Origin of the sequence: Weissella fangxianensis, from assembly GCF_024718545.1 — a bacterium.
In the GTDB taxonomy this organism is placed as follows: domain Bacteria; phylum Bacillota; class Bacilli; order Lactobacillales; family Lactobacillaceae; genus Weissella; species Weissella fangxianensis.
Genome location: NZ_JAMXDB010000025.1, coordinates 1 through 24472 on the forward strand (window position 1 = coordinate 1; position 24472 = coordinate 24472).

Annotated in this window: 27 protein-coding genes, 6 tRNA genes and 1 rRNA gene; 33 read left to right on the plus strand and 1 reads right to left on the minus strand. The window is 37.7% G+C overall.

Translation table 11 applies throughout. The features are described from left to right. Positions 1–131 precede the first annotated feature (131 nt). The 11 genes from rrf (at position 132) to NGR58_RS07070 (ending at position 3599) form a co-directional block, all read left to right on the plus strand. Positions 132–248: ribosomal RNA gene (rrf, locus tag NGR58_RS07020) — 5S ribosomal RNA — on the plus strand. Between the two features lie 6 nt (positions 249–254). Further along, positions 255–327 (plus strand) — tRNA-Val (locus tag NGR58_RS07025). Between the two features lie 2 nt (positions 328–329). After that, positions 330–402 (plus strand) — tRNA-Lys (locus NGR58_RS07030). Positions 403–414: 12 nt separating this feature from the next. After that, positions 415–488: transfer RNA gene (locus NGR58_RS07035), tRNA-Arg, on the plus strand. Between the two features lie 28 nt (positions 489–516). After that, a tRNA-Pro gene (locus NGR58_RS07040) sits at positions 517–590 on the plus strand. A gap of 8 nt (positions 591–598) precedes the next feature. Further along, a tRNA-Met gene (locus tag NGR58_RS07045) sits at positions 599–672 on the plus strand. Positions 673–682: 10 nt separating this feature from the next. Continuing rightward, positions 683–754, plus strand: a tRNA-Gly gene (locus tag NGR58_RS07050). Positions 755–930: 176 nt separating this feature from the next. Then, positions 931–1560 (plus strand): HAD family hydrolase, encoded by a 630-nt coding sequence (locus tag NGR58_RS07055; RefSeq protein ID WP_258088862.1) that lies wholly within the window; start codon positions 931–933, stop codon positions 1558–1560. A 63-nt stretch (positions 1561–1623) separates the two neighbouring features. After that, positions 1624–2457, plus strand: coding sequence for a glutamate racemase (murI, locus tag NGR58_RS07060; protein ID WP_258088863.1), 834 nt, complete (start codon positions 1624–1626; stop codon positions 2455–2457). Positions 2458–2481: 24 nt separating this feature from the next. Then, positions 2482–3078, plus strand: coding sequence for an XTP/dITP diphosphatase (locus NGR58_RS07065; protein WP_258088864.1), 597 nt, complete (start codon positions 2482–2484; stop codon positions 3076–3078). 2 nt (positions 3079–3080) lie between these two features. Further along, positions 3081–3599, plus strand: coding sequence for a YfcE family phosphodiesterase (locus tag NGR58_RS07070; protein WP_075269862.1), 519 nt, complete (start codon positions 3081–3083; stop codon positions 3597–3599). A gap of 137 nt (positions 3600–3736) precedes the next feature. On the opposite strand, the gene NGR58_RS07075 is transcribed toward NGR58_RS07070, so the two are convergent. Next, the gene (locus tag NGR58_RS07075) at positions 3737–4348 is read right to left on the minus strand and encodes a DsbA family protein (protein ID WP_258088865.1); all 612 of its coding nucleotides are present in this window, start codon (positions 4346–4348) and stop codon (positions 3737–3739) included. 385 nt (positions 4349–4733) lie between these two features. Between NGR58_RS07075 and NGR58_RS07080 the strand changes: the two genes are divergently transcribed. The 22 genes from NGR58_RS07080 to NGR58_RS07185 all read left to right on the plus strand — a co-directional run bounded on the left by NGR58_RS07080 (position 4734) and on the right by NGR58_RS07185 (position 24267). Next, positions 4734–5348 carry a GTP pyrophosphokinase gene (locus NGR58_RS07080; RefSeq protein ID WP_258088866.1) on the plus strand — a complete coding sequence of 205 codons (615 nt, stop codon included), beginning with the start codon at positions 4734–4736 and terminating at the stop codon, positions 5346–5348. 19 nt (positions 5349–5367) lie between these two features. Then, positions 5368–6186, plus strand: coding sequence for an NAD kinase (locus NGR58_RS07085; RefSeq protein WP_258088867.1), 819 nt, complete (start codon positions 5368–5370; stop codon positions 6184–6186). Continuing rightward, positions 6187–7104, plus strand: coding sequence for an RluA family pseudouridine synthase (locus tag NGR58_RS07090; protein ID WP_258088868.1), 918 nt, complete (start codon positions 6187–6189; stop codon positions 7102–7104). A 13-nt stretch (positions 7105–7117) separates the two neighbouring features. Next, a complete protein-coding gene (gene mgtE / locus NGR58_RS07095) occupies positions 7118–8503 on the plus strand; it encodes a magnesium transporter (RefSeq protein ID WP_258088869.1) in 1386 nt (461 codons plus the stop codon). Positions 8504–8665: 162 nt separating this feature from the next. After that, positions 8666–9352, plus strand: a complete 687-nt coding sequence (locus tag NGR58_RS07100; RefSeq protein ID WP_258088870.1) for a ribosome maturation factor RimP — start codon at positions 8666–8668, stop codon at positions 9350–9352. A gap of 18 nt (positions 9353–9370) precedes the next feature. Continuing rightward, positions 9371–10504: a transcription termination factor NusA gene (gene nusA / locus NGR58_RS07105; RefSeq protein ID WP_258088871.1), complete on the plus strand. Its 1134-nt coding sequence runs from the start codon at positions 9371–9373 to the stop codon at positions 10502–10504. 12 nt (positions 10505–10516) lie between these two features. Continuing rightward, on the plus strand, positions 10517–10816 hold the full coding sequence (gene rnpM / locus NGR58_RS07110; protein ID WP_258088872.1) for an RNase P modulator RnpM: 300 nt from the start codon (positions 10517–10519) through the stop codon (positions 10814–10816). Next, the gene (locus NGR58_RS07115) at positions 10806–11111 is read left to right on the plus strand and encodes a YlxQ-related RNA-binding protein (RefSeq protein ID WP_258088873.1); all 306 of its coding nucleotides are present in this window, start codon (positions 10806–10808) and stop codon (positions 11109–11111) included. The genes rnpM and NGR58_RS07115 overlap by 11 nt, the downstream gene beginning before the upstream one ends. A gap of 11 nt (positions 11112–11122) precedes the next feature. Then, positions 11123–13354, plus strand: a complete 2232-nt coding sequence (gene infB / locus NGR58_RS07120) for a translation initiation factor IF-2 (protein ID WP_258088874.1) — start codon at positions 11123–11125, stop codon at positions 13352–13354. A 37-nt stretch (positions 13355–13391) separates the two neighbouring features. Beyond that, positions 13392–13745, plus strand: coding sequence for a 30S ribosome-binding factor RbfA (gene rbfA, locus NGR58_RS07125; RefSeq protein WP_258088875.1), 354 nt, complete (start codon positions 13392–13394; stop codon positions 13743–13745). Positions 13746–13866: 121 nt separating this feature from the next. Further along, positions 13867–14778, plus strand: a complete 912-nt coding sequence (gene truB, locus NGR58_RS07130; protein WP_258088876.1) for a tRNA pseudouridine(55) synthase TruB — start codon at positions 13867–13869, stop codon at positions 14776–14778. Positions 14779–14845: 67 nt separating this feature from the next. Continuing rightward, the gene (gene ribF, locus NGR58_RS07135) at positions 14846–15781 is read left to right on the plus strand and encodes a riboflavin biosynthesis protein RibF (protein ID WP_258088887.1); all 936 of its coding nucleotides are present in this window, start codon (positions 14846–14848) and stop codon (positions 15779–15781) included. 24 nt (positions 15782–15805) lie between these two features. Then, positions 15806–17500, plus strand: a complete 1695-nt coding sequence (locus NGR58_RS07140) for an NFACT family protein (RefSeq protein ID WP_258088877.1) — start codon at positions 15806–15808, stop codon at positions 17498–17500. 140 nt (positions 17501–17640) lie between these two features. After that, positions 17641–18279 (plus strand): copper homeostasis protein CutC, encoded by a 639-nt coding sequence (locus tag NGR58_RS07145; protein ID WP_258088878.1) that lies wholly within the window; start codon positions 17641–17643, stop codon positions 18277–18279. A 39-nt stretch (positions 18280–18318) separates the two neighbouring features. Then, a complete protein-coding gene (locus NGR58_RS07150) occupies positions 18319–18735 on the plus strand; it encodes a MarR family winged helix-turn-helix transcriptional regulator (protein WP_258088879.1) in 417 nt (138 codons plus the stop codon). A gap of 181 nt (positions 18736–18916) precedes the next feature. Continuing rightward, positions 18917–19783 carry a DegV family protein gene (locus NGR58_RS07155; RefSeq protein WP_258088880.1) on the plus strand — a complete coding sequence of 289 codons (867 nt, stop codon included), beginning with the start codon at positions 18917–18919 and terminating at the stop codon, positions 19781–19783. A gap of 142 nt (positions 19784–19925) precedes the next feature. Further along, positions 19926–20771, plus strand: a complete 846-nt coding sequence (locus NGR58_RS07160) for a DegV family protein (RefSeq protein ID WP_258088881.1) — start codon at positions 19926–19928, stop codon at positions 20769–20771. A gap of 135 nt (positions 20772–20906) precedes the next feature. Continuing rightward, complete coding sequence (locus tag NGR58_RS07165) at positions 20907–21779, plus strand: GDSL-type esterase/lipase family protein (protein WP_258088882.1); 873 nt, start codon at positions 20907–20909, stop codon at positions 21777–21779. Between the two features lies 1 nt (position 21780). After that, entirely contained in the window at positions 21781–22398 is a 618-nt protein-coding gene (locus tag NGR58_RS07170; RefSeq protein ID WP_258088883.1) for a YpmS family protein, read from the plus strand. After that, positions 22395–22616, plus strand: a complete 222-nt coding sequence (locus tag NGR58_RS07175; protein ID WP_258088884.1) for a YozE family protein — start codon at positions 22395–22397, stop codon at positions 22614–22616. Before NGR58_RS07170 ends, NGR58_RS07175 begins: the two co-directional genes overlap by 4 nt. A 21-nt stretch (positions 22617–22637) precedes the next feature. Further along, positions 22638–23510 (plus strand): ribosome biogenesis GTPase YlqF, encoded by an 873-nt coding sequence (ylqF, locus tag NGR58_RS07180; protein ID WP_258088885.1) that lies wholly within the window; start codon positions 22638–22640, stop codon positions 23508–23510. Then, positions 23503–24267, plus strand: coding sequence for a ribonuclease HII (locus tag NGR58_RS07185; protein WP_258088886.1), 765 nt, complete (start codon positions 23503–23505; stop codon positions 24265–24267). Before ylqF ends, NGR58_RS07185 begins: the two co-directional genes overlap by 8 nt. Positions 24268–24472 lie beyond the last annotated feature (205 nt).

Below are 24472 nucleotides of genomic sequence, written 5' to 3' on the forward strand. Positions count from 1 at the left end.
GTGTGGTGACACATGGAGCGGACTAGTACTAATGGTTCGAGGACTTAACCAAGTAGCAAGTGGTGTAAGGCAATAAAAAGTAGCGATTATGATTCAGTTTTGAGGGAACTAAGTTCACTCAATAAAAAACGTGTCGTGATGATGGCACTGAGGTCACACCTGTTCCCATACCGAACACAGTAGTTAAGCTCAGTAGCGCCAAAAGTAGTTGGAGGATCGCCTCCTGCGAGGATAGGACATCGCGATGCATTAATGGACGTTTAGCTCAGCTGGGAGAGCACCTGCCTTACAAGCAGGGGGTCACAGGTTCGATCCCTGTAACGTCCATTGGGTCGTTAGCTCAGTTGGTAGAGCAGTGGACTTTTAATCCATGGGTCCTGGGTTCGAGCCCCAGACGACCCATATGAATTTATTGCACCTATAGCGCAACTGGATAGAGTGTCTGACTACGAATCAGAAGGTTGAAGGTTCGAATCCTTCTAGGTGCATTTAACAGTTTAATATTTATTGTTATTTCGGGACGTAGCTCAGTTTGGTAGAGCACCTGGTTTGGGACCAGGGGGTCGCAGGTTCGAATCCTGTCGTCCCGATATTTATTCGCGGTGTAGCTCAGCTGGCTAGAGCGTCCGGTTCATACCCGGGAGGTCGAGGGTTCGATTCCCCCCGCCGCGATTAGCACAATGCGGATGTAGTACAACGGCTAGTGCTCCAGCCTTCCAAGCTGGGAATGCGGGTTCGATTCCCGTCGTCCGCTTCCATAATAATCTCCAATGAATGCTTTTAATTAGTGTTTGTTGGGGATTATTTTTTTATGTAAGCTTGTTGTTTTTAATAAATTTTTCAAATGATCTGCAATGTTTTATTTAGGTTGATGCATGAACCTTATGAGTGTTATATACTAGACAGTATAAATATTTTTAGGGGAAAACTATGAAGACGGTTATTTTTGATGTTGATGGTACGTTGTTAAGTACAGAGAGTATGTATATGCAGTCTCTTATTCAAACTTTCCGTGATAGAGGAATCGAAAAATCGTATGAAGAGGTATATAAGATTTTTGGATTACCATCATTAGACGGCTTAATTAAACTAGGTGTAGAAAATCCTGAAGAAATGCAACTAGCTTGGCAAAGTCACTATCATGATTTTTGGCACGAGGTCAATTTGTTTGATGGTATCACGGAAATGTTAGCACAACTTAATTTAAACAGTAAACAACTTGGTATTGTTACTTCAAATACGCCGGAGGAGTTTGCTAACCATAGTAGTGATTTTGATTTCGTGAAGTATTTTGATGATTTTGTGTTTGCAGGTCAAACGCCTAATATGAAACCAGCAGCTGACCCTATTTTAAAGTCATTAGAAAATTTAGATGCTGATGGAGCGACGTCGATGTATATTGGAGATTCTGTTCATGATATGCAGGCTGCCCATAATGCAGGTATTAAATTTGGTATGGCAGCTTGGGGTGTTCGTGATCGCACTGCCTTTAACAATCAGGCAGATGTAATTTTTGACACCCCATCTGCGTTAGTGACTTATGTGATAAAAAGTAAATAGATGATATTAAAGTAAAATAACATCATATAATTTATGATAATATGTTGAAAGAAGTGAAAAAATATGGATAATCGTGCAATCGGATATTTAGATTCAGGTATTGGAGGTTTATCCGTCGTTAAGCAGGCTCTAAAACAATTGCCAAATGAGCAAGTTTACTATATTGGTGATACGGCACGGATGCCTTATGGTCCTAGAACGCCAGAAGAAGTTAAAAAGTTTACTTGGCAATTAGTAGATTTTTTAATGGAGCAAGACATTAAATTATTAGTTATCGCTTGTAATACCGCTACTGCAGCTGCTTTAGACGATTTAACAAAACAATTACCAATTCCAGTGGTCGGTGTTATCCAACCAGGAATAGACGCTGCTAGTCAAGCAACAAATGTAAATAATATTGGTGTTATTGCTACGCAGGGAACCGTAAATTCGTTAGCCTACTATAACGGTCTTAAGAAAACCAATCATAATTTTCATGTCTTACAATTGGCTGCCCCAACCTTAGTGAAAATTGCTGAGCAACCTGTAAAAGATGATGCAACCGTCCAGCGATTGGTGACAAATATTCTATCACCAATTAACAATAGTGATGTTGATACATTAGTTTTGGGATGTACTCATTTTCCTTTACTTGCAAAATTTATTCAAGAAGCGGTGGGAGAGCAAGTCAAGTTAGTCGATGCAGGAGCATCTGCTGTTAATGTTGTAGAGCAAACCCTTGATAATTTTTCTATTAAACATGAAAATAATAATAGACAGATAAGAAATGTGGATAAGTATTTTACAACCGGTGATCCTGAAACTTTTGATCAGCTTGCTAAAAATTGGTTACAAATTTCTAGTTTGAGCGTACAACATGTAGATATTTTGGATGGTAAGTTAATAACTGTAGATTAAATAAATCCTTGGAGGAATAAAAAGATGACTAAATTAATTTTTGCATCAAAGAATAATGGTAAAATACATGAATTTCGTGAATTTTTATCACCATTTGGTGTAGAAGTTATTTCATTAAATGATTTAGATAATGTGCCTGAAATTAATGAGAATGGATTGACGTTCTCTGATAATGCAACTATTAAAGCACAAACTATTGCGGCAGCTTATCAGCTGCCAGTCGTTGCAGATGATTCCGGTTTAAGTGTTGACGCCTTGAATGGGGCACCTGGTGTTCACTCTGCGCGTTATGCAGGTGATCATGATGATTTGGCTAATAATAAAAAATTATTGACTGAATTAGCTAATGTTGATAAGGAAAATCGAACAGCGACATTTCATACGGTAATTGTTGGTTTGAAACCAACAGGAGAAAAAATTGAAGCTGATGGTGCAGTTACAGGAAGTATTTTATTCGAAGGACAGGGAACAGACGGGTTTGGTTACGATCCATTGTTCTATTATGAGCCTTTGCACAAAAGCTTTGCTGAGCTGACGGCCACAGAGAAAAATAACATTTCACATAGAGGAAATGCTTTGAGAAAATTTATGACGCTATTTAAAGATTGGTGGGAGGATTAATTATGGATTATTTAATTGTATCTGATACACATGGTGATCGACAAATTTTAGCTGATATTATTGCTCATTATAAGGGACACGTACGGGCAATGTTTTATAATGGTGATTCTGAGTTACAACGTTCAGATGAATTATTTGATACGTTACTTCCAGTAATTGGAAATATGGATGATGATTCAATGTTTCCAGATGATCGTGACTATGAAGACGAGTTTATTAAAATTTATCAAACGCATGGTCATCTAGTGCATACTGAACTATCGCTCAATCAATTAAGAGAAGTTGTATCAAATAAAGATGTCGAGGTTGTGACGTCGGGCCATACACATATGCTAGGTGCTGAAAAGATTGATGGAAAGCTATTTATTAATCCTGGCTCAATTTCATTACCTAAGGGTCCCTACGCTTATCTCAAAGGGACATACGCAATTCTGACCGTTCAACCAGAAAAATTTATCGTGCAATTTTATACACGTGATTTACAACCTGTACCAGGGTTAAAGTTTGAATTTGATCGGTAATGTAAAAAATATGCTTGAAGTAAGTAGACATCCTACAGAAATAAATCAGTAATAAAAAAATCACGATAAAACAGGCTAACTAAAACTGTTTTATCGTGATTTTTTTATGTGTTTTTAAGTATTAGTCTTTTGGCATCCTAATTACTACCTTCTTCATAACTAACTAAGTGAAGATCGGCATTGTTTGTACTTTGGATGACAGATGAACTAAAGATATTTGCCAGACCTTGTGTTGAAAAATCTGTGGTTTGAAGAGCATACTTGTTGTCAGCTGAATCATAGACAACCATTGTTGGATAAGTATTGATCCCCATATTTGCAGCAATATTTTGATCATTTCTTAATGCAGTCAAAGTAGCTGATGTATGACAATCTTCCAAAAAAAGTGTTTCGTCTAAATTTAATTCTGCAATCGTTGATAGAACTAATTTTTCAGAGTAGGATTGATTAGCCAATAGATGTTCTTGCATTTTTAAATAAAAAGATCGTGCAGCTTTCCGTCCTTGCGATTGGATAGCTTTTGTATCTAATATTAATTGTGATAAATTATTTGCAACAGTTGCGTAATTAGTTTTTGCGGAACTGTTCTTTAATTCGTGATACGTATCTCGTACTGATTGCATGGTGACGATTGGAATCATTTTATAGGAAACGAATTGTTTCATTTCTTCATAATAACTCATAATCAGCTTCTCTGATGTGATACTTTCAGCCGAGAGTGGTGTGACGAAGTGGTACACTTCTAACATAACAAGCGACAACCTCCAAAAAACGTTTTTATGCATACCCGTTAATAGTACGCTATCATTGCTAGTGTGTCTATAAGATTTTCTTTTTTATAACAGAACTAAGAATAACCCTTTTAGTGAAAAAATGCATAAATTGAGTTTTCAAATGCGGATTATTTATTAAATAATACTGGTAAGAAGTCTTTAGTAATTGTAAAATTAAGGCATTGTGTTATTTGTTATATCAAGCTGATTTGATTATATAATGTTCACAACGAATACGATAATATTTTGCTTACGTCATCGATCACTGTATTCTATGGTAGTGGCTACATCAGGTTGGTTTGATTGTTAGTAACGAAAAACAAATAACAGGGATACTAATGAAATTTTTGGGGGAACTAAAATGACACAAGATGAGTGGGAAAAACTACTACAACCTTATGTTCAAACAGTTGACGAATTGAAGGTTAAATTGCGTGGCATGCGCCAAGAATTTGAATTACAAGGGGTACAAACACCAGTTGAATTTGTGACAGGACGTGTGAAAACTATCCCCGCCATTGAGGAAAAACTTGTGCGACGCCATATTAGTATGGACCGAATCGAGCAGGATATGGAAGATTTGGCGGGCGTTCGGATCATGACACAGTTTACTGAGGATATTTATCGTGTCGTGGATATGTTACGTAAACGAAAAGACATGGTAATTTTGGAAGAGCGAGATTATGTGACAAATGAAAAGCCATCCGGATATCGGTCATATCATATTGTTATCGAGTATCCAGTACAGTTAATTACTGGTGAAAAAAAGGTATTAGCAGAAATTCAAGTTCGAACGATGCAAATGAACGTATGGGCAACTATTGAACATGCAATTAACTATAAGTACGATGGTGAATATAGTGAAGAAATGCAAGAAAAGCTGAAGGATGCTGCGGCACTAAGCATTAAAGTAGATGAATTATTTTCCGAACTCCATAATGGTTTATCAGAAAATTCAACAAATAATAATGTATAGAAAAAAGAAAGGCTGCTAAATGAAAATCGCTGTATATAGTAATAACGTACCACATTCTAGAGCGGTAGTTTCCTTACTAAAAGAAAAACTAATTGCTCGAAGTGAAGGGCGTGTCATATTTGACAATGAGAAGCCTGAAGTGGTCATCACAGTTGGTGGCGATGGGACATTACTAGGTGCTTTTCATCATTACACTGATCAATTGGATATAATCCGTTTTGTCGGTGTGCACACTGGGCACCTTGGCTTTTATGCCGATTGGCAATATTTTGAGTTAGATGAATTAGTGGAAAGTTTAGTCAATCAAGAGACAACTCCTAAGACAGTTAAATATCCGCTTTTGCATGCTAAAATTCATTATACTGATGGACATGAAGAAAACGTGCTAGCTTTGAATGAGGCGGCAATTAAACGTCCGCTTGGTACACTGGTTGCGGATGTTTATATCCAAAATGAATTGTTTGAACGCTTCCGAGGAGATGGTTTGACGGCATCGACACCAACCGGATCAACTGCATATAACAAAGCAATTGGTGGTGCGGTTATGCATCCTAGTCTACAGGCTATTCAACTGGCTGAAATAGCTTCAATTAATAGTCGTGTTTTTCGAACACTAGGATCACCATTGATTATTGGTAATCATGAGGTTGTGAAAGTGCAGTTAGAAAATGATGGTTCAGCAGTTACTTTTAGTTACGACCATTTAAATAAAATATCTTCCAATATAGATTGGATTTCTTTTCAGGTTGCTGATCAAAAAATTCAATTTGCTGAATATCGTCATATGCACTTTTGGCATCGTGTGCAAAGCAGCTTTATTGGAACGGAGGTAAGGTAAGTGGCTCATTTTAGTTGGGAAAATCAAGGTGACAGTACACTACGAATAAAAGCATTTTTAGCACAACGAGGTGTGTCACACCGTATGTTTGCGATTATTAAGCGTGGCGGGGGGCAAGTTTTGCTTAATCATAAGCCGGTTAGAACTATCGACGAAGTTGCACCGGGTGATTTGGTTGAGGTAAAGATGCCTGCCGAACAGTCAAATGCAGTTGTCGCAGTTTCTAATTTACCTATTTCAGTTTTATACGAAGATGAAAATTGGTTAGTTGTTGATAAAGAAGCAGGTCTAACCTCTGTACCAGGTAAAGCCGATCGAGAGACCACTATGGTTAATCGTGTCAAAGGATACTTAATGTCTGAAGGTGCAGAGGACCTTGTCCCTCATGTTGTGACGCGATTAGATAGATTTACGTCTGGTGTTGCATTATTAGCAAAGCATCGTTTTGCTCACGGTCTATTGGATAAGCAATTACAGACACATACAGTTGATAAGCGTTATTATGCGATTGTTGACGGGAGTGTTCCAGACAATCATGGTTTTATTGATGCACCAATAGGACGAATGGATGATGATTTTATTAGACGTGAAGTTCGTCCAGATGGTCGGCCATCACAAACGGAATATTGGGTAATTAATCGTATGCCTAATCAAACATTAGTTAAAGTTCAATTACATACTGGGCGGACTCACCAAATTCGGGTGCATTTTAAATATATTGGTCACCCATTAATTGGTGATGAAATATATGGTGGTCCAATGGACCGAGGAATCGGTCGTCAAGCATTACACGCTTATTGGCTAGAATTTTATGATCCATTTAGTGAAATACAAAGACATATACAGAGTCCGTTACCTGAAGATTTAAAGAAAATTTTGACCGAAAATGCCACAGCGGACGTGGTAAGTAAGTTTTAGAACGTGGTGAACGATGGAGGAAACTTTACAAGAATTAACGGAAGACATGCGTGATGAATTATCAGAACAAGCCCGTTATTTAGTCCATTATATTGAAAATAATGACAAAGATGCCTTTTTAGATAGTTTCGATGAATTGCATACATTTGACCAGGCAATTTTTTACGTTTCATTGACAACGCAGTTAAGACGGCAAATTATTGATTGGCTGAAGCCAGTTGAGTTAGCAGATATTTTTGATGAGATAGATCCTGAAGATGTTGATTTTAATGACCTATTATCTGAAATGTCACCACATTATGCAGCAGAAATGTTAGCTGAGATGTACACCGATAATGCTGTTGATTTGATGTCAGACCTGGATACGAAACAACTAGCGATGTATCTATCGTTAATGCCTAAAGAAAGTGCTGAAGAAATTAAGCGCCTTTTGAAGTATGAAGATGATACAGCTGGCTCTTTGATGAGTACAGAATTTATCGCTATCAATCAACGGCTAACCATTGGTCAAGCCATGGTAGAGGTAAAGAAGGTTGCTCAAGAGGCAGAGCAAATCAACTACATCTATATCCTTGATGATGATAGTGTATTGGTTGGTGTAATCTCGCTAAAATCGTTAATTGTATGGCCAGATGCAGCGATGATTTCTGAAGTGATGGATACAAATCTAATTACCGTTAGTCCTGCTGATGATCAGGAAGAGGTCGCCAAAATTATGGCAGATTATAATTTTGTTACTATTCCAGTAGTCGTTAAGGAAAAAATGATTGGAATGATCACTGTTGATGATATTGTTGACGTTATTGATGAAGAGGCAGCCGAAGATTATTCACGACTTGCCGGTGTTGACGTCGTTAATATAGAAGATAATCCGATTAAATCTGCAGTGAAACGGTTGCCTTGGTTGATAGGCTTGATTTTTTTGGGGATGGGAACAGCTTCTGTCATCGATGGGTATAATTATTTGGTTGCAGAGACATCAGTACTAGCTGTGTTTATTTCATTGATAACAGGTACTGCTGGAAATGCAGGTACTCAGTCATTAGCCGTTGCGGTGCGACGAATTGCTTTGCAAGAAAAACAGTCGACCTTGAAATCGCTACTATTTGAGATTTTAATTGGTGTTTTGATTGGTGTGCTTGCCGGAGTAACCATTTTCTTGGTTATCTTGGTTTGGAAAAACAACTTGTTGTTGGGCATCGCTGTTGGTTTGGCAATGGGAGCTGCGATTTTAGTCGCTAATGTAGCTGGTGCCTTCATTCCGTTGATTATGGATAAGATTGGTGTCGACCCTGCGGTTGCATCAGGACCATTTATTTCAACGTTGTCCGATTTAACATCCGTTATTATTTATTTCAATGTTGCTAAAATATTTATTGATCACTTTATGATGCATTAAAGTAGGATGTACAGTTACTTGCCTATAACATAGATTCATGTTACTATTAGGTTTGTTAATGAATATGCTCTTAATTGAGTGGCCGGATTCTCTCTCGGCCGCTCATTTTTTTAAGGAGTTTATTAAATCGAGCGAATATTGTTGCGTGAAGGGAGGGTTAGAATGGTAAAAGTTACAGAGAATGTACAAGAAATTTTAAAACCCGTATTGGCTACAAAGGGTTTTGATCTTTGGGATGTTTTGTATGAAAAGCAGGACAGCGATTTTGTTCTTCGTGTACTTGTAGACCGTGTTGACGGAGAAATTAATATGGATGATTTAGTAATGTTAACCGAGTTGATTGGTAACGAACTAGATAAGATTACTCCAGATCCATTCCCACAGGCTTATCTTCTTGATGTTTCATCTCCAGGTGCTGACAGAAAATTACAGCAGCCAGCAAACTTTAAGTGGGCAGTTGGTAGATTTATTGAGGTGGATTTGAATAATCCAATTGCAGGATTTGAGAAATTCACTGGTCAGTTAGTTTCATTTGTGGATGATACATTGACAATGGACGTACTGATAAAAGCAAAACATCAATTAATTGAGGTTGCTTTAGACAACATTCAACAAGCTCATTTATCTATTAGCCAGGATCGTATTTTGACTAGTGAAGAAGATTATGAATGGGCTCACCATAAGCTAGTTCATATATCGACCTATCAGAAGATTGATGGTCGTAAAGAGTTTTTAGGTGAATTGAGTGATTTTACACCAGAAAGTTTAATCATCACTGATGAGTCTGATAATGAATTGACTATTCCACGTCGCGCAGTTGCACAAGCACGACAGTCGAATGATTTTTAAAAATACGGAGAAACAAAAATGAGTAAGGAATTAGTATCAGCTCTTGATGCACTTGAAGAAGAAAAAGGTATCAAAGCCGAAGTTTTAATTGAAGCACTTGAGGAAGCCTTGAAGAAGGCATATGAAAAGAATTATGACGAGTCTGAAAATGTCGAAGTACAATTCGATAAGAAAAAAGGTAGCATTAAGGTGTTTGCCGTTAAGACAGTTGTAGCTGAAATTGAAGAACCATATGAAGAAATTAGTTTAGAAGAAGCGCTAGAATTAAATAAAGCCTATGAAGTTGGTGATGAAATTCGTTTTGAAGTCACACCAAAAGATTTTGGCCGACTAGCTGCTCAGACTGCAAAACAAATTATTATGCAAAAAGTACGCGAAGCTGAGCGTGGGGTTGTATATGATAACTTTGTTGGATATGAAGATGAAATCATTACTGGAGAAGTAGAGCGTGAAGACTCACGATACTTGTACATCATTTTGCCTGGTAATCAAATGGCAGCAATGAAACCAAATGATCAAATGCCTAGTGAAAGTTACCAAATGGGTGATAAAATCAAGGTATTGGTTTCACAAGTACAAAATGAGCAAAAGGGTCCACAAGTCTTTGTTTCTCGTACACATCCAGACCTTGTTAAGCGACTATTTGAAGCAGAAGTTCCTGAGGTTTTCGATGGCACTGTAGAGATTAAGTCAATTGCTCGTGAAGCGGGCGACCGATCAAAAATTGCTGTTTATTCTCATAATGAAAACCTAGACGCAGTTGGAACGATGGTTGGACAACGTGGTGCTCGTGTGCAGTCTGTTGTTACTGAATTATCTGGTGAAAACATGGATATTGTTGAATGGACAGAAGATGCAGCTGAGTTTATTAAAAATTCATTGAACCCAGCAGAAGTCGTTGAAGTTATTTTTGATCCAAATAACGAACGTGCAGCAACAGTTTTGGTTCCGGATTATCAATTATCATTAGCTATTGGTAAGCGCGGACAAAATGCCCGTTTAGCAGCTCGATTAACTGGATTCAAAATTGATATTAAACCAGAGTCAGCACGCGAAGAAGCAATTGCTGAAATGGAAAATCAATCAGCAGAGACTGTTACTGATGGAAATGATGATGAAGACATTGAATTAGACGATAATTCAGAAGAATAGGAGGTAACGCATATGAAGCCACGTAAAATTCCAATGCGTAAAGATATTGTTACTGGTGAAATGGTACCTAAAAAGGAACTTGTGCGTATCGTACGGACACCTGAAGGCGATGTCATCTTAGATCCATCCAATCGAGCAAATGGACGTGGTGCGTACATCTCTCTATCTGTCGAAGTGGCAGAGACCGCTAAGAAAAAGCGTATTTTTGATAAAGTATTTGAGACCAAGCTTGAAGAACAGTTTTATGATGATTTGATTGCATATGTTGATCATCAAGCAGCACGTAAGGAGCTTTTTGGCGATGCAAAGTAAGCAAAAATTATTAAACTTATTAGGCCTTGCTAGGCGTGCAGGCAAATTAGTTACTGGTGAAGCATTAGTTTTGAATGCAATTCGTTCTGGCAAAGTAAGTTTAGTTTTTTTTGCATCAGATGGTGGTCAAACAAGTAAAAAGAAATTTACGGATAAAACAACGAGTTACGGCGTTGCATTCTCAACAACATTAACTCGTCAAGAATTGGCAGATGCAACTGGATTAGCACGAACGGTGATTGGCATAGCTGATCAAGGATTTGCTAAAAAAATGCGAGAATACTTAGATAATTAGGAGGAAGTTATATGACCAAGCGAATTTATGAGTTGGCAAAGGACTTAAATGTTTCATCAAAGGATTTAGTGTCAATTGCAAATAAAGCGAACATGTCAGTTAAAAACCACATGTCTACACTAGATGATAAAGCAGTTAAGACATTGACTAATGCTGTTAAAAAGAATAATAACTCAGCAAAGGCCAAGGCAACTGAAAACAAGGCACCAAAAAAGGGTGCAAACCATAATAAAAACGAAAAACAAGTAGATAATAAAGCTTCTCGTCCACAGCATAACAAGCAAAAGCCACAACAAAATAGTGCTAACGATAGTAATGGTGGACGTAATAATAACCGTAATTCACAAAATAAAAACCGTCGTTTCAACAATAATAACGGGAACAACCGCAACAATCGTAATAATCGGCGTGGTAAGAAAAATCAAGGACGTAATCGTAATAACAACGAGCACCGTCCAGCACCAACAGTACGTAAGGATCAACCATTACCAGAAAAGCTAGTTTATTCAGTTGGAATGAACGTGCAAGATATTGCTAAATTAATTCATCGTGATGCGACTGAAATTATCAAGAAATTATTTATGTTAGGTGTCATGGTTAATCAAAACCAGTCATTGGATGCTGATACGATTGAATTATTAGCGGCTGATTATGGTATTGATGTCGAACAAAAGGTTGAAGTAGATATTGCTGACTTGGATAAGTTCTTCGAAGTTGAAGAAGAAGACAGCGAAGATATGGAGCCTCATGCACCAGTTGTGACAATCATGGGTCACGTTGATCATGGTAAAACAACTTTGCTAGATTACCTACGTAATTCACACGTTACAGAAGGTGAAGCTGGTGGTATTACGCAACATATTGGTGCTTACCAAGCCAAGTTAAATGATCGTGTTGTGACATTCTTGGATACACCAGGTCACGCAGCCTTTACTGCAATGCGTGCACGTGGAGCAGATATTACCGACATTACTGTTTTGGTAGTCGCTGCTGATGATGGTGTGATGCCACAAACGGTTGAAGCCATTAACCACGCTAAGGCCGCCGGAACACCAATTATTGTTGCTGTTAATAAGATTGATAAGCCTGGTGCACAACCAGAAAATGTTATCAACCAATTGATGCAATATGAGTTGGTTCCTGAAGAGTATGGTGGAGATACCATCTTTGTTAATATTTCAGCCAAGTTTGGACAAAATATTGATGAATTACTAGAAATGATTCTTTTGACAGCCGACGTTTTGGAATTGAAGGCAAATCCTAACAAACGTGCAGCTGGTTCTGTTGTTGAAGCTCGTCTTGATAAAGGACGTGGAACGGTTGCAACCGTATTGGTACAACAAGGAACAATGCATGTTGGTGATCCAATTGTTGTTGGTAACACTTATGGACGCGTTCGAACAATGACTAATGATCGTGGACGTCGTGTTAAGTCAGCTTTGCCATCTACTCCTGTGGAAATTACAGGATTAAATGACGTGCCATCAGCTGGGGACCGCTTTGTTGTCTTTGAAGATGAAAAGACCGCGCGTGCAGCTGGTGAGGAACGTGCTAAACGTGCCGTGATTGCAGAACGTAATCGTAATAATATTGTTTCTGTGTCTGATTTGTTTAATAAGATGGCTGAGAAGCAAATGAAGTCTGTTCCAGTTATTATTAAGGCTGATGTTCAAGGTTCAGTAGAAGCGTTAGCTGGTTCATTCCGTAAAATTGATGTGGAAGGTGTTAAGGTCGACATTATTCACACTGCCGTTGGAGCTATTAATGAATCAGATGTTACACTTGCAGAAGCATCTGGTGCGATTATCGTTGGATTCAACGTGCGTCCAACACCACAAGCAAAGCAACAAGCTGATACAGATAAGGTTGAGATTCGTTTGCACAGTGTCATTTACAATGCCATTGACGAAATTGAAGCTGCAATGAAGGGACAACTAGATCCTGAATTTGAAGAAAAAGTTGTCGGTACTGCCGAAGTCCGTGAATTGTTCAAGGTATCAAAGGTCGGTACAATTGTTGGTGGTATGGTGATGTCTGGGAAGATTACTCGCAATGCATCAGTTCGTTTGATTCGTGACGGAATTGTTATTTTTGATGGTAAGATTGGTTCATTACGTCGTTACAAGGACGATGTTAAGGAAGTCAAGAATGGCTATGACTTTGGTCTAACGATTGAAAAGTACAATGATGAAAAAGTTGGTGATATGATTGAAGCGTACGAAATGGTTGAAATTCCACGCTAATTAATTTCACAATGCATATTGATGGGAGGAAATTAATATGGCACAACAAAATTTTCGAGTTGGTCGCTTAGAACAAGAAATTCAGCGCGAAGTTAATGATTTATTATTAAAGCGAATTCGTGATCCACGTATTGAGGGAGTTACTGTTACTGGTGTAGAAGTGACAGGTGACTTACAACAAGCGAAGGTCTTTTACAGTGTGTTATCAGAACTAGCTTCGGTTAACAAAAAAGCTGCGGAAGGCCTTGATGCGGCGACTGGCTTAATTCGTAAAGAATTAGGGTCTCGTTTACGTGTTTATAAAACACCAGAGCTAAAGTTCGTTAAAGATGAATCTATTCAGTATGGTAATAAAATTGATGATTTGATTCGTCAATTACACCAAGACTAATCATACTTATAATTAATACGTATGAGAATAACTAATGAAAGGGCGTTTTTTACCAGTAAATTTTTGGTACGAAACCCCTTTTTATATACATATAATTAATCCACAATAGAGGGGCGGAAATATGGACGGAATTTTACCAATTTATAAAGAAGCAGGGATGACTTCACATGATGTTGTTTCTAAACTACGGCGTATTTTAAGTATGAAAAAAATTGGCCACGCTGGAACCCTCGATCCCAGTGTCGATGGCGTTTTGCCAATCGCACTGGGTAAGGCGACAAAAACAATCGAGTTTTTACAAGAAACCGGGAAAACGTACACCGGTGAAATTACATTTGGTATTGCAACAACTACTGAGGATATGGATGGTGAAGTTGTTGAGACACAGCAACTCACAATGCCATTTTCTTCTGATAAAATACTTGCGGGAATGCGTGAATTAACTGGGCACATCACGCAAGTCCCACCAATGTATTCTGCTGTGAAAGTGAATGGACGCCGTTTATATGATTATGCACGGGCGGGTGAAACCGTTGAACGTCCAAAGCGTGAAGCAACAATCTATGAATTTGAAATGACTTCAGACCCAGTTTTTGATGAAAAAAAAGGAACTCAGACGTTTTCATTTTTAGCCAAGGTATCTAAAGGTACTTATATCAGAACGCTAGCTGTCGACCTAGGTAGGCAATTACAAGTGCCTTCAGTGATGAGCCAATTAACAAGGATCAGTGCCGGAGGATATGATATTAAACAAGCCCGTCATTTAGAAGATATTGCACAACGTATGGGAGAAGAAGGTACTTTAGGTGACTGGTTGATGCCTCTGTCGACAGCTGTTGACCAATATCCACACGTAGCCTTAACTGATGCACAATGGGATAGAATCAAGCACGGTATTGGACAACCGGCTAGTTTGTTTGAGCCAATTACAGAAAAGGTTGTTTTAACATATAAAGGTGATGTGAAATCTGTTTTTGCTTGGCGACCTGATAAAAACCAATATCGGGCATATCGAACTTTTTCAATAGAATGAGCTATACTTATCGTAATATGCGTGTGTAATGTATACACTAAAAAACAAAGAGAAGAAGGATTTAATGATGGAAGTTACTTATTTGCATCATCCATATGAGGCAAGTCAAATAAAAAAAGAACCAGTTGTTTTAGCAATGGGTTTTTTTGATGGTGTTCATGCTGGTCATCGTACGGTTATCAAACGTGCAGTTGATGAGGCAAAAAAAAGGGGAATCAAGTTAGCAGTGTTAACTTATGATCATCATCCATCGATTGCATTTAAAACATATAATAAACCCTTGACTTACCTAACTAGATTACCTAAAAAATTGGAATTATTAGCAGATCTTGGTGTGGAGTTAACTTATGTCGTTAACTTTACCTCTGAATTTGCGCAATTAAAGCCGCAAGATTTTGTCGACCAATATATGGTGGGATTACATGCTCAGGCGGTTGTTGCCGGATTTGATCATACTTATGGGCCCAAAAATGCTGACATGAAACATTTACCACAGTATGCTCAAAATCGTTTTGATGTTATTGAGGTGCAACAGGTTAATGTAGACGGTAAAGAAAGCGCCTCAACCCTTGCAAGAAAGATGGTTGACGACGGTCGCTTAGATACGCTAAAACATATATTATTACGCCCATACGAAACGACAGGGCTAATTGTGCATGGCGAGGCACGTGGACGTGAACTAGGATTTCCAACAGCCAATGTTGAAACAACACCGGGCGAGAGATTGCCAGCGGTTGGTGTATATGTAGTAGAAATGAAGATTGGTCAAACATGGTATCCTGGGATGGCCTCGATTGGATATAATGTAACCTTTGGTGAAAATAGACCGAAAACCGTTGAAATTAATTTATTCGATTTTAGTCGTGCCATATACGGCGAAAATGTTCAAGTTCGTTGGCATCACTATTTGCGCGGTGAGGTAAAATTTGATAATGTGCAAGATCTTATTGACCAATTGGCTGAAGATGAAAAACAATCACAAGTATTTTTATCAAAGCTATAGTCTGAAAGGAGATTGATAACTAATATGTCATTCGATGGACTTTTTACACATGCAATGGTGCAAGAATTAAATGAGACTTTGGCTGGTGGCCGAATAATGAAAATCCATCAACCATATGCTAATGAAATATTTTTAATAGTTCGACATAATCGACAAAATTTTCCAGTCTTACTGAGTGCGCATCCAGCATTTGCCCGGGCTCAAATTTCAAGAATTAAATATACTAATCCACAAACTGCACCGAACTTTGCGATGATGCTTCGTAAGCATCTTGAAGGATCAAGGCTAATCAAAGTTGAGCAGGTTGAAAATGATCGTATTATCAGACTAGTCACTTCGGGTCGTGATGAACTAGGGGATGAAGAGCAAACAACCTTGATTTTGGAGATGATGGGTCGTCATTCAAATTTGTTCCTAGTTGATGAAAAAACACAACGGATTATTGATTTAATCAAGCATGTACCAGCTGATCAGAATCGTGTACGTACATTGATGCCTGGTGGAACTTATATTTTGCCACCTAAACAAGATGTTATTAACCCATTTACAAGTCTAGATGGTTTAGCTAACATTATTTTAGATAATCCGAAAGTTAGCGATCTTGCTAAAAATATCCAACAGCATTTTCAAGGATTTGCGCATGATTCAGCAAATGAATTAGCCCATGTTTTGCAACAATCAGGTGATGCATTGGCACTGGCAACAGATTGGTTAGCCCAGTTTAATAACCCAAAGCCAGCCTTGATTACGACGGAGCGTGGGGTTGCCTTTACGCCATTTAATTGGCTAACAGTTTCCGGTAATGTAACAACATATAAATCATTAAGTGAGCTATTAGATGCTTATTTTGCGGAAAAGTCTGAACATGATCGTGTGCAGCAACAAGCAGTCATTGTTTTAAGGACCGTCCGTAATGAATTAAAAAAGAATAAGAAAAAAATTGAGAAGCAAAATAATGAATTGTTGAAAGCTGATCATGCTGACGAATATCGTGTAAAGGGTGAGTTATTAACGACATACATGTCTCAAATTAAGCGTGGGATGACGGAAATAACTTTACCTAATTATTATGATGATAATAAATCATTAAAAATAACTTTGTCTAATCAAATGGGTCCCTCTCAAAATGCCCAGAAGTATTTTACAAAGTATAATAAGCTAAAAAATTCAGTGAAGTATTTGAATTCACAGATTGCGCTAGCGCAACAGGAAGTTGATTATTTTGAAACCTTATTGGCGCAGATTGATATTGCTTCACCTAAGGATATAGCTGAAATCAGGGAAGAATTAACCCAAGAAGGTTATTTGCGTGTGCAACATAAGAAGAAGCAGAAGCCAAAGGTTAGCCAACCTGAAAAATTCTATGCCACAGATGGTACCTTGATTGAAGTTGGTAAAAGTAATTTGCAAAATGAACGGTTGTCTATGAAGACTGCAGCAAAATCTGATATTTGGTTGCACACAAAAGATATTCCGGGATCACACGTTATCATTCATGATAATGAACCAACAGAGCAAACTTTGTACGAAGGTGCGATGCTGGCAGCTTATTTCTCAAAAGCACGAGAGTCAGCCAATGTGCCAGTAGATTACTTACCAGTCAGACGACTAAAAAAGCCAAATGGTTCTAAGCCAGGATTCGTTATTTTCGAAGGACAAACAACAATGACAGTTACACCAGAACTGCAATTAGTGCAAAAATTACGACAAAATAATTAAGAAAGACTTTAGGGTCAGGTTAACCACGTGTATTAGCCTGACTTTTTTAGTATCTTATTTATAAAAAGTATCTCGTTAAAGTACGTGGATAAATAAACAATTATTACATGATATTTTAAATTAATAGTGGAGGGGGCGTAATGGAAAAAGAAATTGCATTGGCCGATATACCAACAATGGCGGCCGCAATTAATGCTGGTGTGAATCGAGTCGAGTTAAATGCCAATCTTGAAGTAGGTGGTTTAACGCCAGATCCTGATACTGTTGTTAGAGCTGTTCAGTTAGCTGCAAATTTTGATATTGATTTGGTGGTCATGATTCGCCCCCGAGCTGGTGATTTCAATTATAACTATGATGAAATTGAAATAATGCGGCAATCTATCCTAACTTTTAAAAGTTTAGGTGTCCAAACGGTTACTTTTGGGGTTGTCGATGAAAAGGGGCGGCTGGCGCGTCACCATATGTTGAAATTACTCGAGGCATCAAAGCCAATGAAAGTTGTCTGTCATATGGCATTTGACACCATTGACTCGACTTGTCAATTACAGGCTTTACATTGGCTACATCAATATGGCGTTATTCGCGTGTTAACGCATGGTGGTACTTTACAGACTGGTATCGATGACACGTTGCCTCATTTAAAAGAAATTGTTGCAATGGCGCCTAAAGGGCTAACTGTTATGCCTGGTGGTGGTGTGTCCTATATGAATGCTACTGAGATAGCAACTGTTCTTGGAGTAAAAGATGTTCATGGCTCAAAAATTGTGAGGTTGCCATGAGTTAATGATCGGCAAACTTGCAATTAAGTGGAGGTTAAAATGAAAACGAATCTTGAAGCGCTAAGGTATACTGAAAAACAATATAAAACGGTTTTAACAAAAATGACTAAAGATAATGGTATAACTATTGCTGAATGGCAATTATTGTGGCACTTAGATGATGCAATTGATACACAGGATAAATTATCTATTGATACAGGTTTGGATAATTCAACTCTGTCGCGACAGTTACATTCGTTAATTAAAAAAGAATTGATTGCTAGTGAGGCTATTGGCAAAGACCATAGACAGTTGGTATATAAACTTACCTTACTTGGTTCAGATACTTTGCATGAAATTAATAAACAGCATCAATCCTTTCAGGATAATGTCTTTCAATTATGGTCAGATGAAGAAATTAGTATGCTACAAATTTTGTTGAATCGACTAAGTAAATCAATGACTAACCCTTTTTAAGGGGATAATAGCTGACACAGAATGAAAACTGGGCAGATTTGTGGTATGATTTTACGAGTACTTAAGTCATTATATATACAAGAATAAGTTCTTAGCCTAGTTAATTACATATAAAAAGACTACGAAGAACACACTGGACAGTAATTTACGTGTCCAATGACTTTGAAAGGATTGAATTAAGATGAAACTTGCAGTCGTAACTGATTCAACAGCATATCTGGATCAAGAAGAAATTGATAAATATGATATTAAGGTTGTTTCAATACCAGTTATAATCGATGGTGTAACTTACCATGAAGGTATTGATATCACAACCGAAGAGTTTTATGAAAAATTAGCCTCATCTTCAGAATTTCCAACAACGTCACAACCAGCTGTTGGTGATTGGTTATCGTTATTTGAATCATTAAAACTTGAGGGTTATGAAGGTGCTATTGTGATTAACTTAGCTGCCACTATTTCGGGAACTGTGAATACAGTTGCCGGTTTAGATAACATGGTTGATGATTTTAAAGTTTATGGTTATGATTCAAAGATAACAGTTCGTTTAATGGGTCACTTAGTAATGAAGGCTGCCCAATTAGTTCAAAATGGTGAATCAATTGATGACATACTTAAGAAGTTGGATGAACTATCAGCAACAGTTGATGAGTGCTTTATTGTTGACGATTTGCAAAATTTGGTTCGAGGTGGTCGCTTGTCTAATGCCTCTGCATTTATTGGAACCATGTTAAAAATCAAGCCTTTACTAACTTTTGACGATGAAACCAATCACATTGTGCCATTTGAGAAAGTACGTTCAATGAAAAAGGCTATGCAACGGGCTGAGGTATTGTTTGCAGAAGCGAAAGAAACAGCTGATTATCCAATACGAGCAATGGTTATTCAAGGAAATGATAAAGAAGCTGGCCAGGCATGGCATGATAAGTTGCAAAAGGAATACCCAGATATCCGTATTGAATTTAGTTATATTGGACCAGTTATTGGTGCGCATCTAGGAAAGGGTGCCCTCGCATTGGCATGGCTACGAGAACCGGATTCGTTATAAAAATAATTGGTAAACTGTCAAAATTTTGATTTAGATACAAAGACCAGATTAACAGTTTTTGTATATTAGTTAATTGAAAAACAATTAAAAAAATGAGATAATTAGTCATAATTAATTACAAGGAAACGGGGAATTAAATACTATGGCCCAAGTAAAAATTGTCACTGATTCGACAGCGATGTTATTGCCAGATGAAATTAAAAAGTTTGATATAAAAATTATTCCATTAACAATTACGATAGATGATGTAACTTATCAAGACGGCATTACTATTTCACCAGTTGAGTTTATGGATAAGATGGCGGCATCTAAAAACTTACCACAGACTTCTCAACCAGCTTTAGGTGTTTTCACTGAAATTTACGAACCACTAGTTGCTGACGGATCGTCAGTCATTTCAATTCATTTAACGAAGGGATTGTCTGGTTCTGTTGATGCAGCCAGACAAGCTGCCATGATGGTCGATGGAGATGTGACTGTCATTGATTCGGATTTGATTGATCGTTCACTAGGGATGGTTGTCTTGGCGGCTGCTGAGAAGGCCGCTACAGGAGCAACTCGTGATGAAGTGTTAGCTGAAATCAATGCGGTAAAAGCAAAAACTGAACAATATGTGCTTATGTCAAAACTTGATAATTTAGTTGCTGGTGGACGCTTGTCAAAGACAGCTGGTTTATTGGCCGGTATGTTAAACATTCGTATTGGTGCTCACGTTGTTAAGGGGAATATCAACGTTGAGACAAAAGGGCGTGGTGTTAAGTCGACCAAAGCTTACTTACGAAAGATTATAGAAATACTGCAGGCTGCACCAAATGGAGTTCGTGCTATTGGTATTTCGACCGCAGGTATTCCTGATAAAAGAGAAGCATTAGGCGAACAATTACGAAAGCTTTTCCCAGGAGTAGAAATTATTTTGCAACAGACGACACCAGTCGTTGCGACGCACACGGGTGATGATGCCATTGGCTTTAGCTACCGATTAAATTAATCAATTAATAATAGATTTTAAGTATAAAGAGAGGTTGGGACAATAAATGTTCCGACCTTTTTGTGTTGTTATAAAATATGGTAAAATTATTAGTTAGTTTACTATTAATCACTGACTAGAAAGGAGTCACCTGTTATGAAAAGAAAGATGTATTTATTTTTAGCCAGTTTATTTGCCTTTTTTATTGTTGGTATGAGTACAGTAAACGCAGATAATAAAGAAAAAATTAATTTAGTTGCTGTCGGTGACTCATTAACTGAAGGAATTGGGGATACAACCAAGCAACAGGGATATACTAAGAGGACCGCAAAGAAACTTACCAAAAAATATGATGTGAATGTTAACACGTCAAATTATGGAAAAGCTGGTGATCGTTCTGATCAAATTTTGGCACGAATCAAAGCAAATTCTCAAGCCAAAAACAATATCAAGCAGGCTGATGTTATTGTTTTAACGGTTGGCGGTAATGACTTGCAGCAGACCTTATTTAAAGCAGTCTTTTCTAAATCTCAATCTGCGGTGACGAAACATGTTGAACAGGCCATGCCGGACTATACTGAACATCTGACTGAACTTACTGATTTTCTAAAAAAACAAAATACAGATGCACCGATATATTTATTTGGTAACTATAATCCGCTATATGTTTACCTAGCAAATCGGGATGATTTGAATGATGACGTCAAGATATATAATGATATCAATGCAAATTTGGCGTCCGTGGACGATCGTATTTATTATGTGTCTACATTTAAAACGTTAACTTTTGGACAATATAAAACAAAAGCGTCTCGTGAAAAATTGCGAAAAACATCCCAGAATGCTAATCGTGGTTCACTAAATAATAAGGTGGTAACTAAAACATTAACTGCTGAAAAAAATGTCGAATTAAATCATTATATAACCACGCAAGATCATTATCATCCAAATAACTTGGGTTATGATAAAATGAGTACGCTATTGGTTAAAAAAATGTCAGCAAATAGACAGGACTGGTTGAAGAAATAATATGAAACAAGATAATGTACGATCTAATATAGATGAGGTTGTTCGTCAATCACAAAAACGAGGGTTTTTAAAAGGTGTATTAGGCACATTACTGGTATTAGTTATTTTGAGTACGGTGCTCCTTTTTATCCCGCAGAATCATCAACATGTTACAGATACGCAGCCGGAAATTGGTCAGGCTTCATTTGAAGTAAGTGTGAGTCGTAAGGAGCTAAACGCCCTTGTTGAAAAATATATTAATGCTGATCCTTCTTTGAGTCATCAATTTCGATTTGAAATGCAAAAGCAGGGCATGATGTTGTATGGTACATACAAATTGTTTGGTCAATCCGTTGATTTTGGTATGAGAATGACACCAGAAGTTACTAAAAATGGTGGTATATTACTTCATGCTAACTCGGTCGCTGTCGGACAGTTGCCGTTACCAGTGAAATATGTGATGAATTACTTTGGCAAAAAGGTTGATTTACCTAATTGGCTAACGTTGGATGCACAGAAAAAAACATTGTTAATTGATTTAGGAAAGGCACCAAAAGTACAGGGTGTTCGTGTAAAAGCAGTTCAAATTAATCCGGAAAAGGATAAGTTTGTATTTAAAGGAGGATTTTCAGATAAATGAGACGCCCTTTTTATCAATGGTTAATGACCCAACGAAATCCAACGACGGGTGATGAAGTTGAAAATTTCGCTAATGCAGCTTTTTATGATACACAGTTTCCCAAACAATCAGATAATTTTGATTTGATTTCAAGGTATTTGGAAGAAAATGCCAGCTATTTACACAGTATGTCCATATTCGATCAAGCATGGTCGATGTATCGGGCATCAGAAGAATAATTGAACGTGAAGGAGTATACAATGTCTCAAATCATACAATGGTTTCCAGGTCATATGGCCAAAGCTTTCCGTCTCATGCGTGAGAATCTAAAACATGTTGATATTGTTTTTGAGTTAGTTGATGCACGTATACCATTGTCATCACGCAACCCAGAACTAGATGAGGTTCTTGGTGAAAAGCCACGTTTGTTAATTATGACGAAAACGGATTTGGCCGATCCTGAACGTACTAGCATCTGGCGCAACTATTTTGAATCCCAAGGCCTAACCGTCGTATCTTTGGATACAAGAGGTAATAAGACACCACAAATGATTACAAAAGCAGCCCGTTCTGTGTTAGCAGATAAGTGGCGTAATTTGGAGGAAAAGGGTGTTCAAGATAAGGCGATTCGTGCATTAGTAGCAGGTATACCAAATGTAGGAAAGTCAACGCTGTTGAATCACTTGGTAATGAAGAATGTAGCGATAACTGGTGATCGTCCAGGTGTTACCAAAAAACTTCAATGGTTAAAGACCCCTACAAATCTTGAATTACTTGATACACCGGGTGTTTTATGGCCTAAATTCATTGATCAGCGGGTGGGTCAACACTTAGCGATGACTGGTGCCATTAAAGATCAGCTAATCAATTTGGATGATATTGCTTTGACCACATTAAAATTTTTTAGAGACTACCATCCCGAAGCGATTGCCACACGCTATCACCTAAATGAATCAGTTTGGTCTGAAAAATCTGATGTCGATATTTTGCTTTTAATAACTGAAAAGCTGGGATTCAAAGATGATTATGATCGTGCATCTGAACGATTATTGCTTGATTTACGGCGTGGTAAATTAGGGCGTTATACAATAGAATTACCAGATGATCATATTGGTGAGGTAGTTGATGAGTAGACCAGAGACAATTTCTGAGATAAAAGATCTATTATTTAATCAGCCATCTGACGATGATCTGCTACGATGGCAATCTGATAGCCGTATTGGCGTCCAGAAACTATTAAGTCGATATGAAAAACAACAAGAAAAAATATTAGTACAACAACAGGCGTTTAATAAGCGTCTAATTTTTGAAAAAAGGGCCTGGCAAAAAGGTCAGATTGTTGCTGGTATTGATGAAGTTGGTCGGGGACCATTGGCTGGCCCGGTAGTTGCAGCAGCGGTGGTGATCGACAAAACTTTTGATATGACGGTCGTTCATGACTCAAAACAGCTTTCTGCCAAAACGTGTGAGGCACTTGATACAGAATTACGTGAAAAGGTTGTTGACTTCGCTTTTGGTGTTGTTGATGCCACAGAGATTGATCGCTTAAATATTTATGAGGCATCCCGAGTAGCCATGCGCCAAGCGGTAGAAGGTTTGACGGGACATGTCGACAAATTATTGATTGATGCGATGACGGTTGATTTAGAAATACCCCAAGAAAAGTTAATCAAAGGTGATGACCGGAGCATTTCAATTGGGGCTGCATCTATTTTAGCTAAAAATTATCGAGATAATTTAATGAAAGATTTTGCACAACAATTTCCAGGTTATGGTTTTGAACATAATGCCGGATATGGAACAGCGGAACATTTAGCAGGATTGAATGCATTGGGGATTACTCCAATTCATCGCACGACATTTGCACCAGTCAGAAAATTTTTAAATTGATGAACAAATCACGTTGCTAATCGTCCTTTTTGGCTCTGTGTCAAATAGCGTGAAAAACAGTAAAATCGATTAATTAGGTTTGTGAAAAGCGACTGTGAATCTGACAGATTATGTCAGATTCATGGTCGTTTTTTGTGTTAATAAGTTCATGAAGTTTAATTTAATTTGGTGACGATTAAATAGTTTTTTACGAAATATGAAAAAG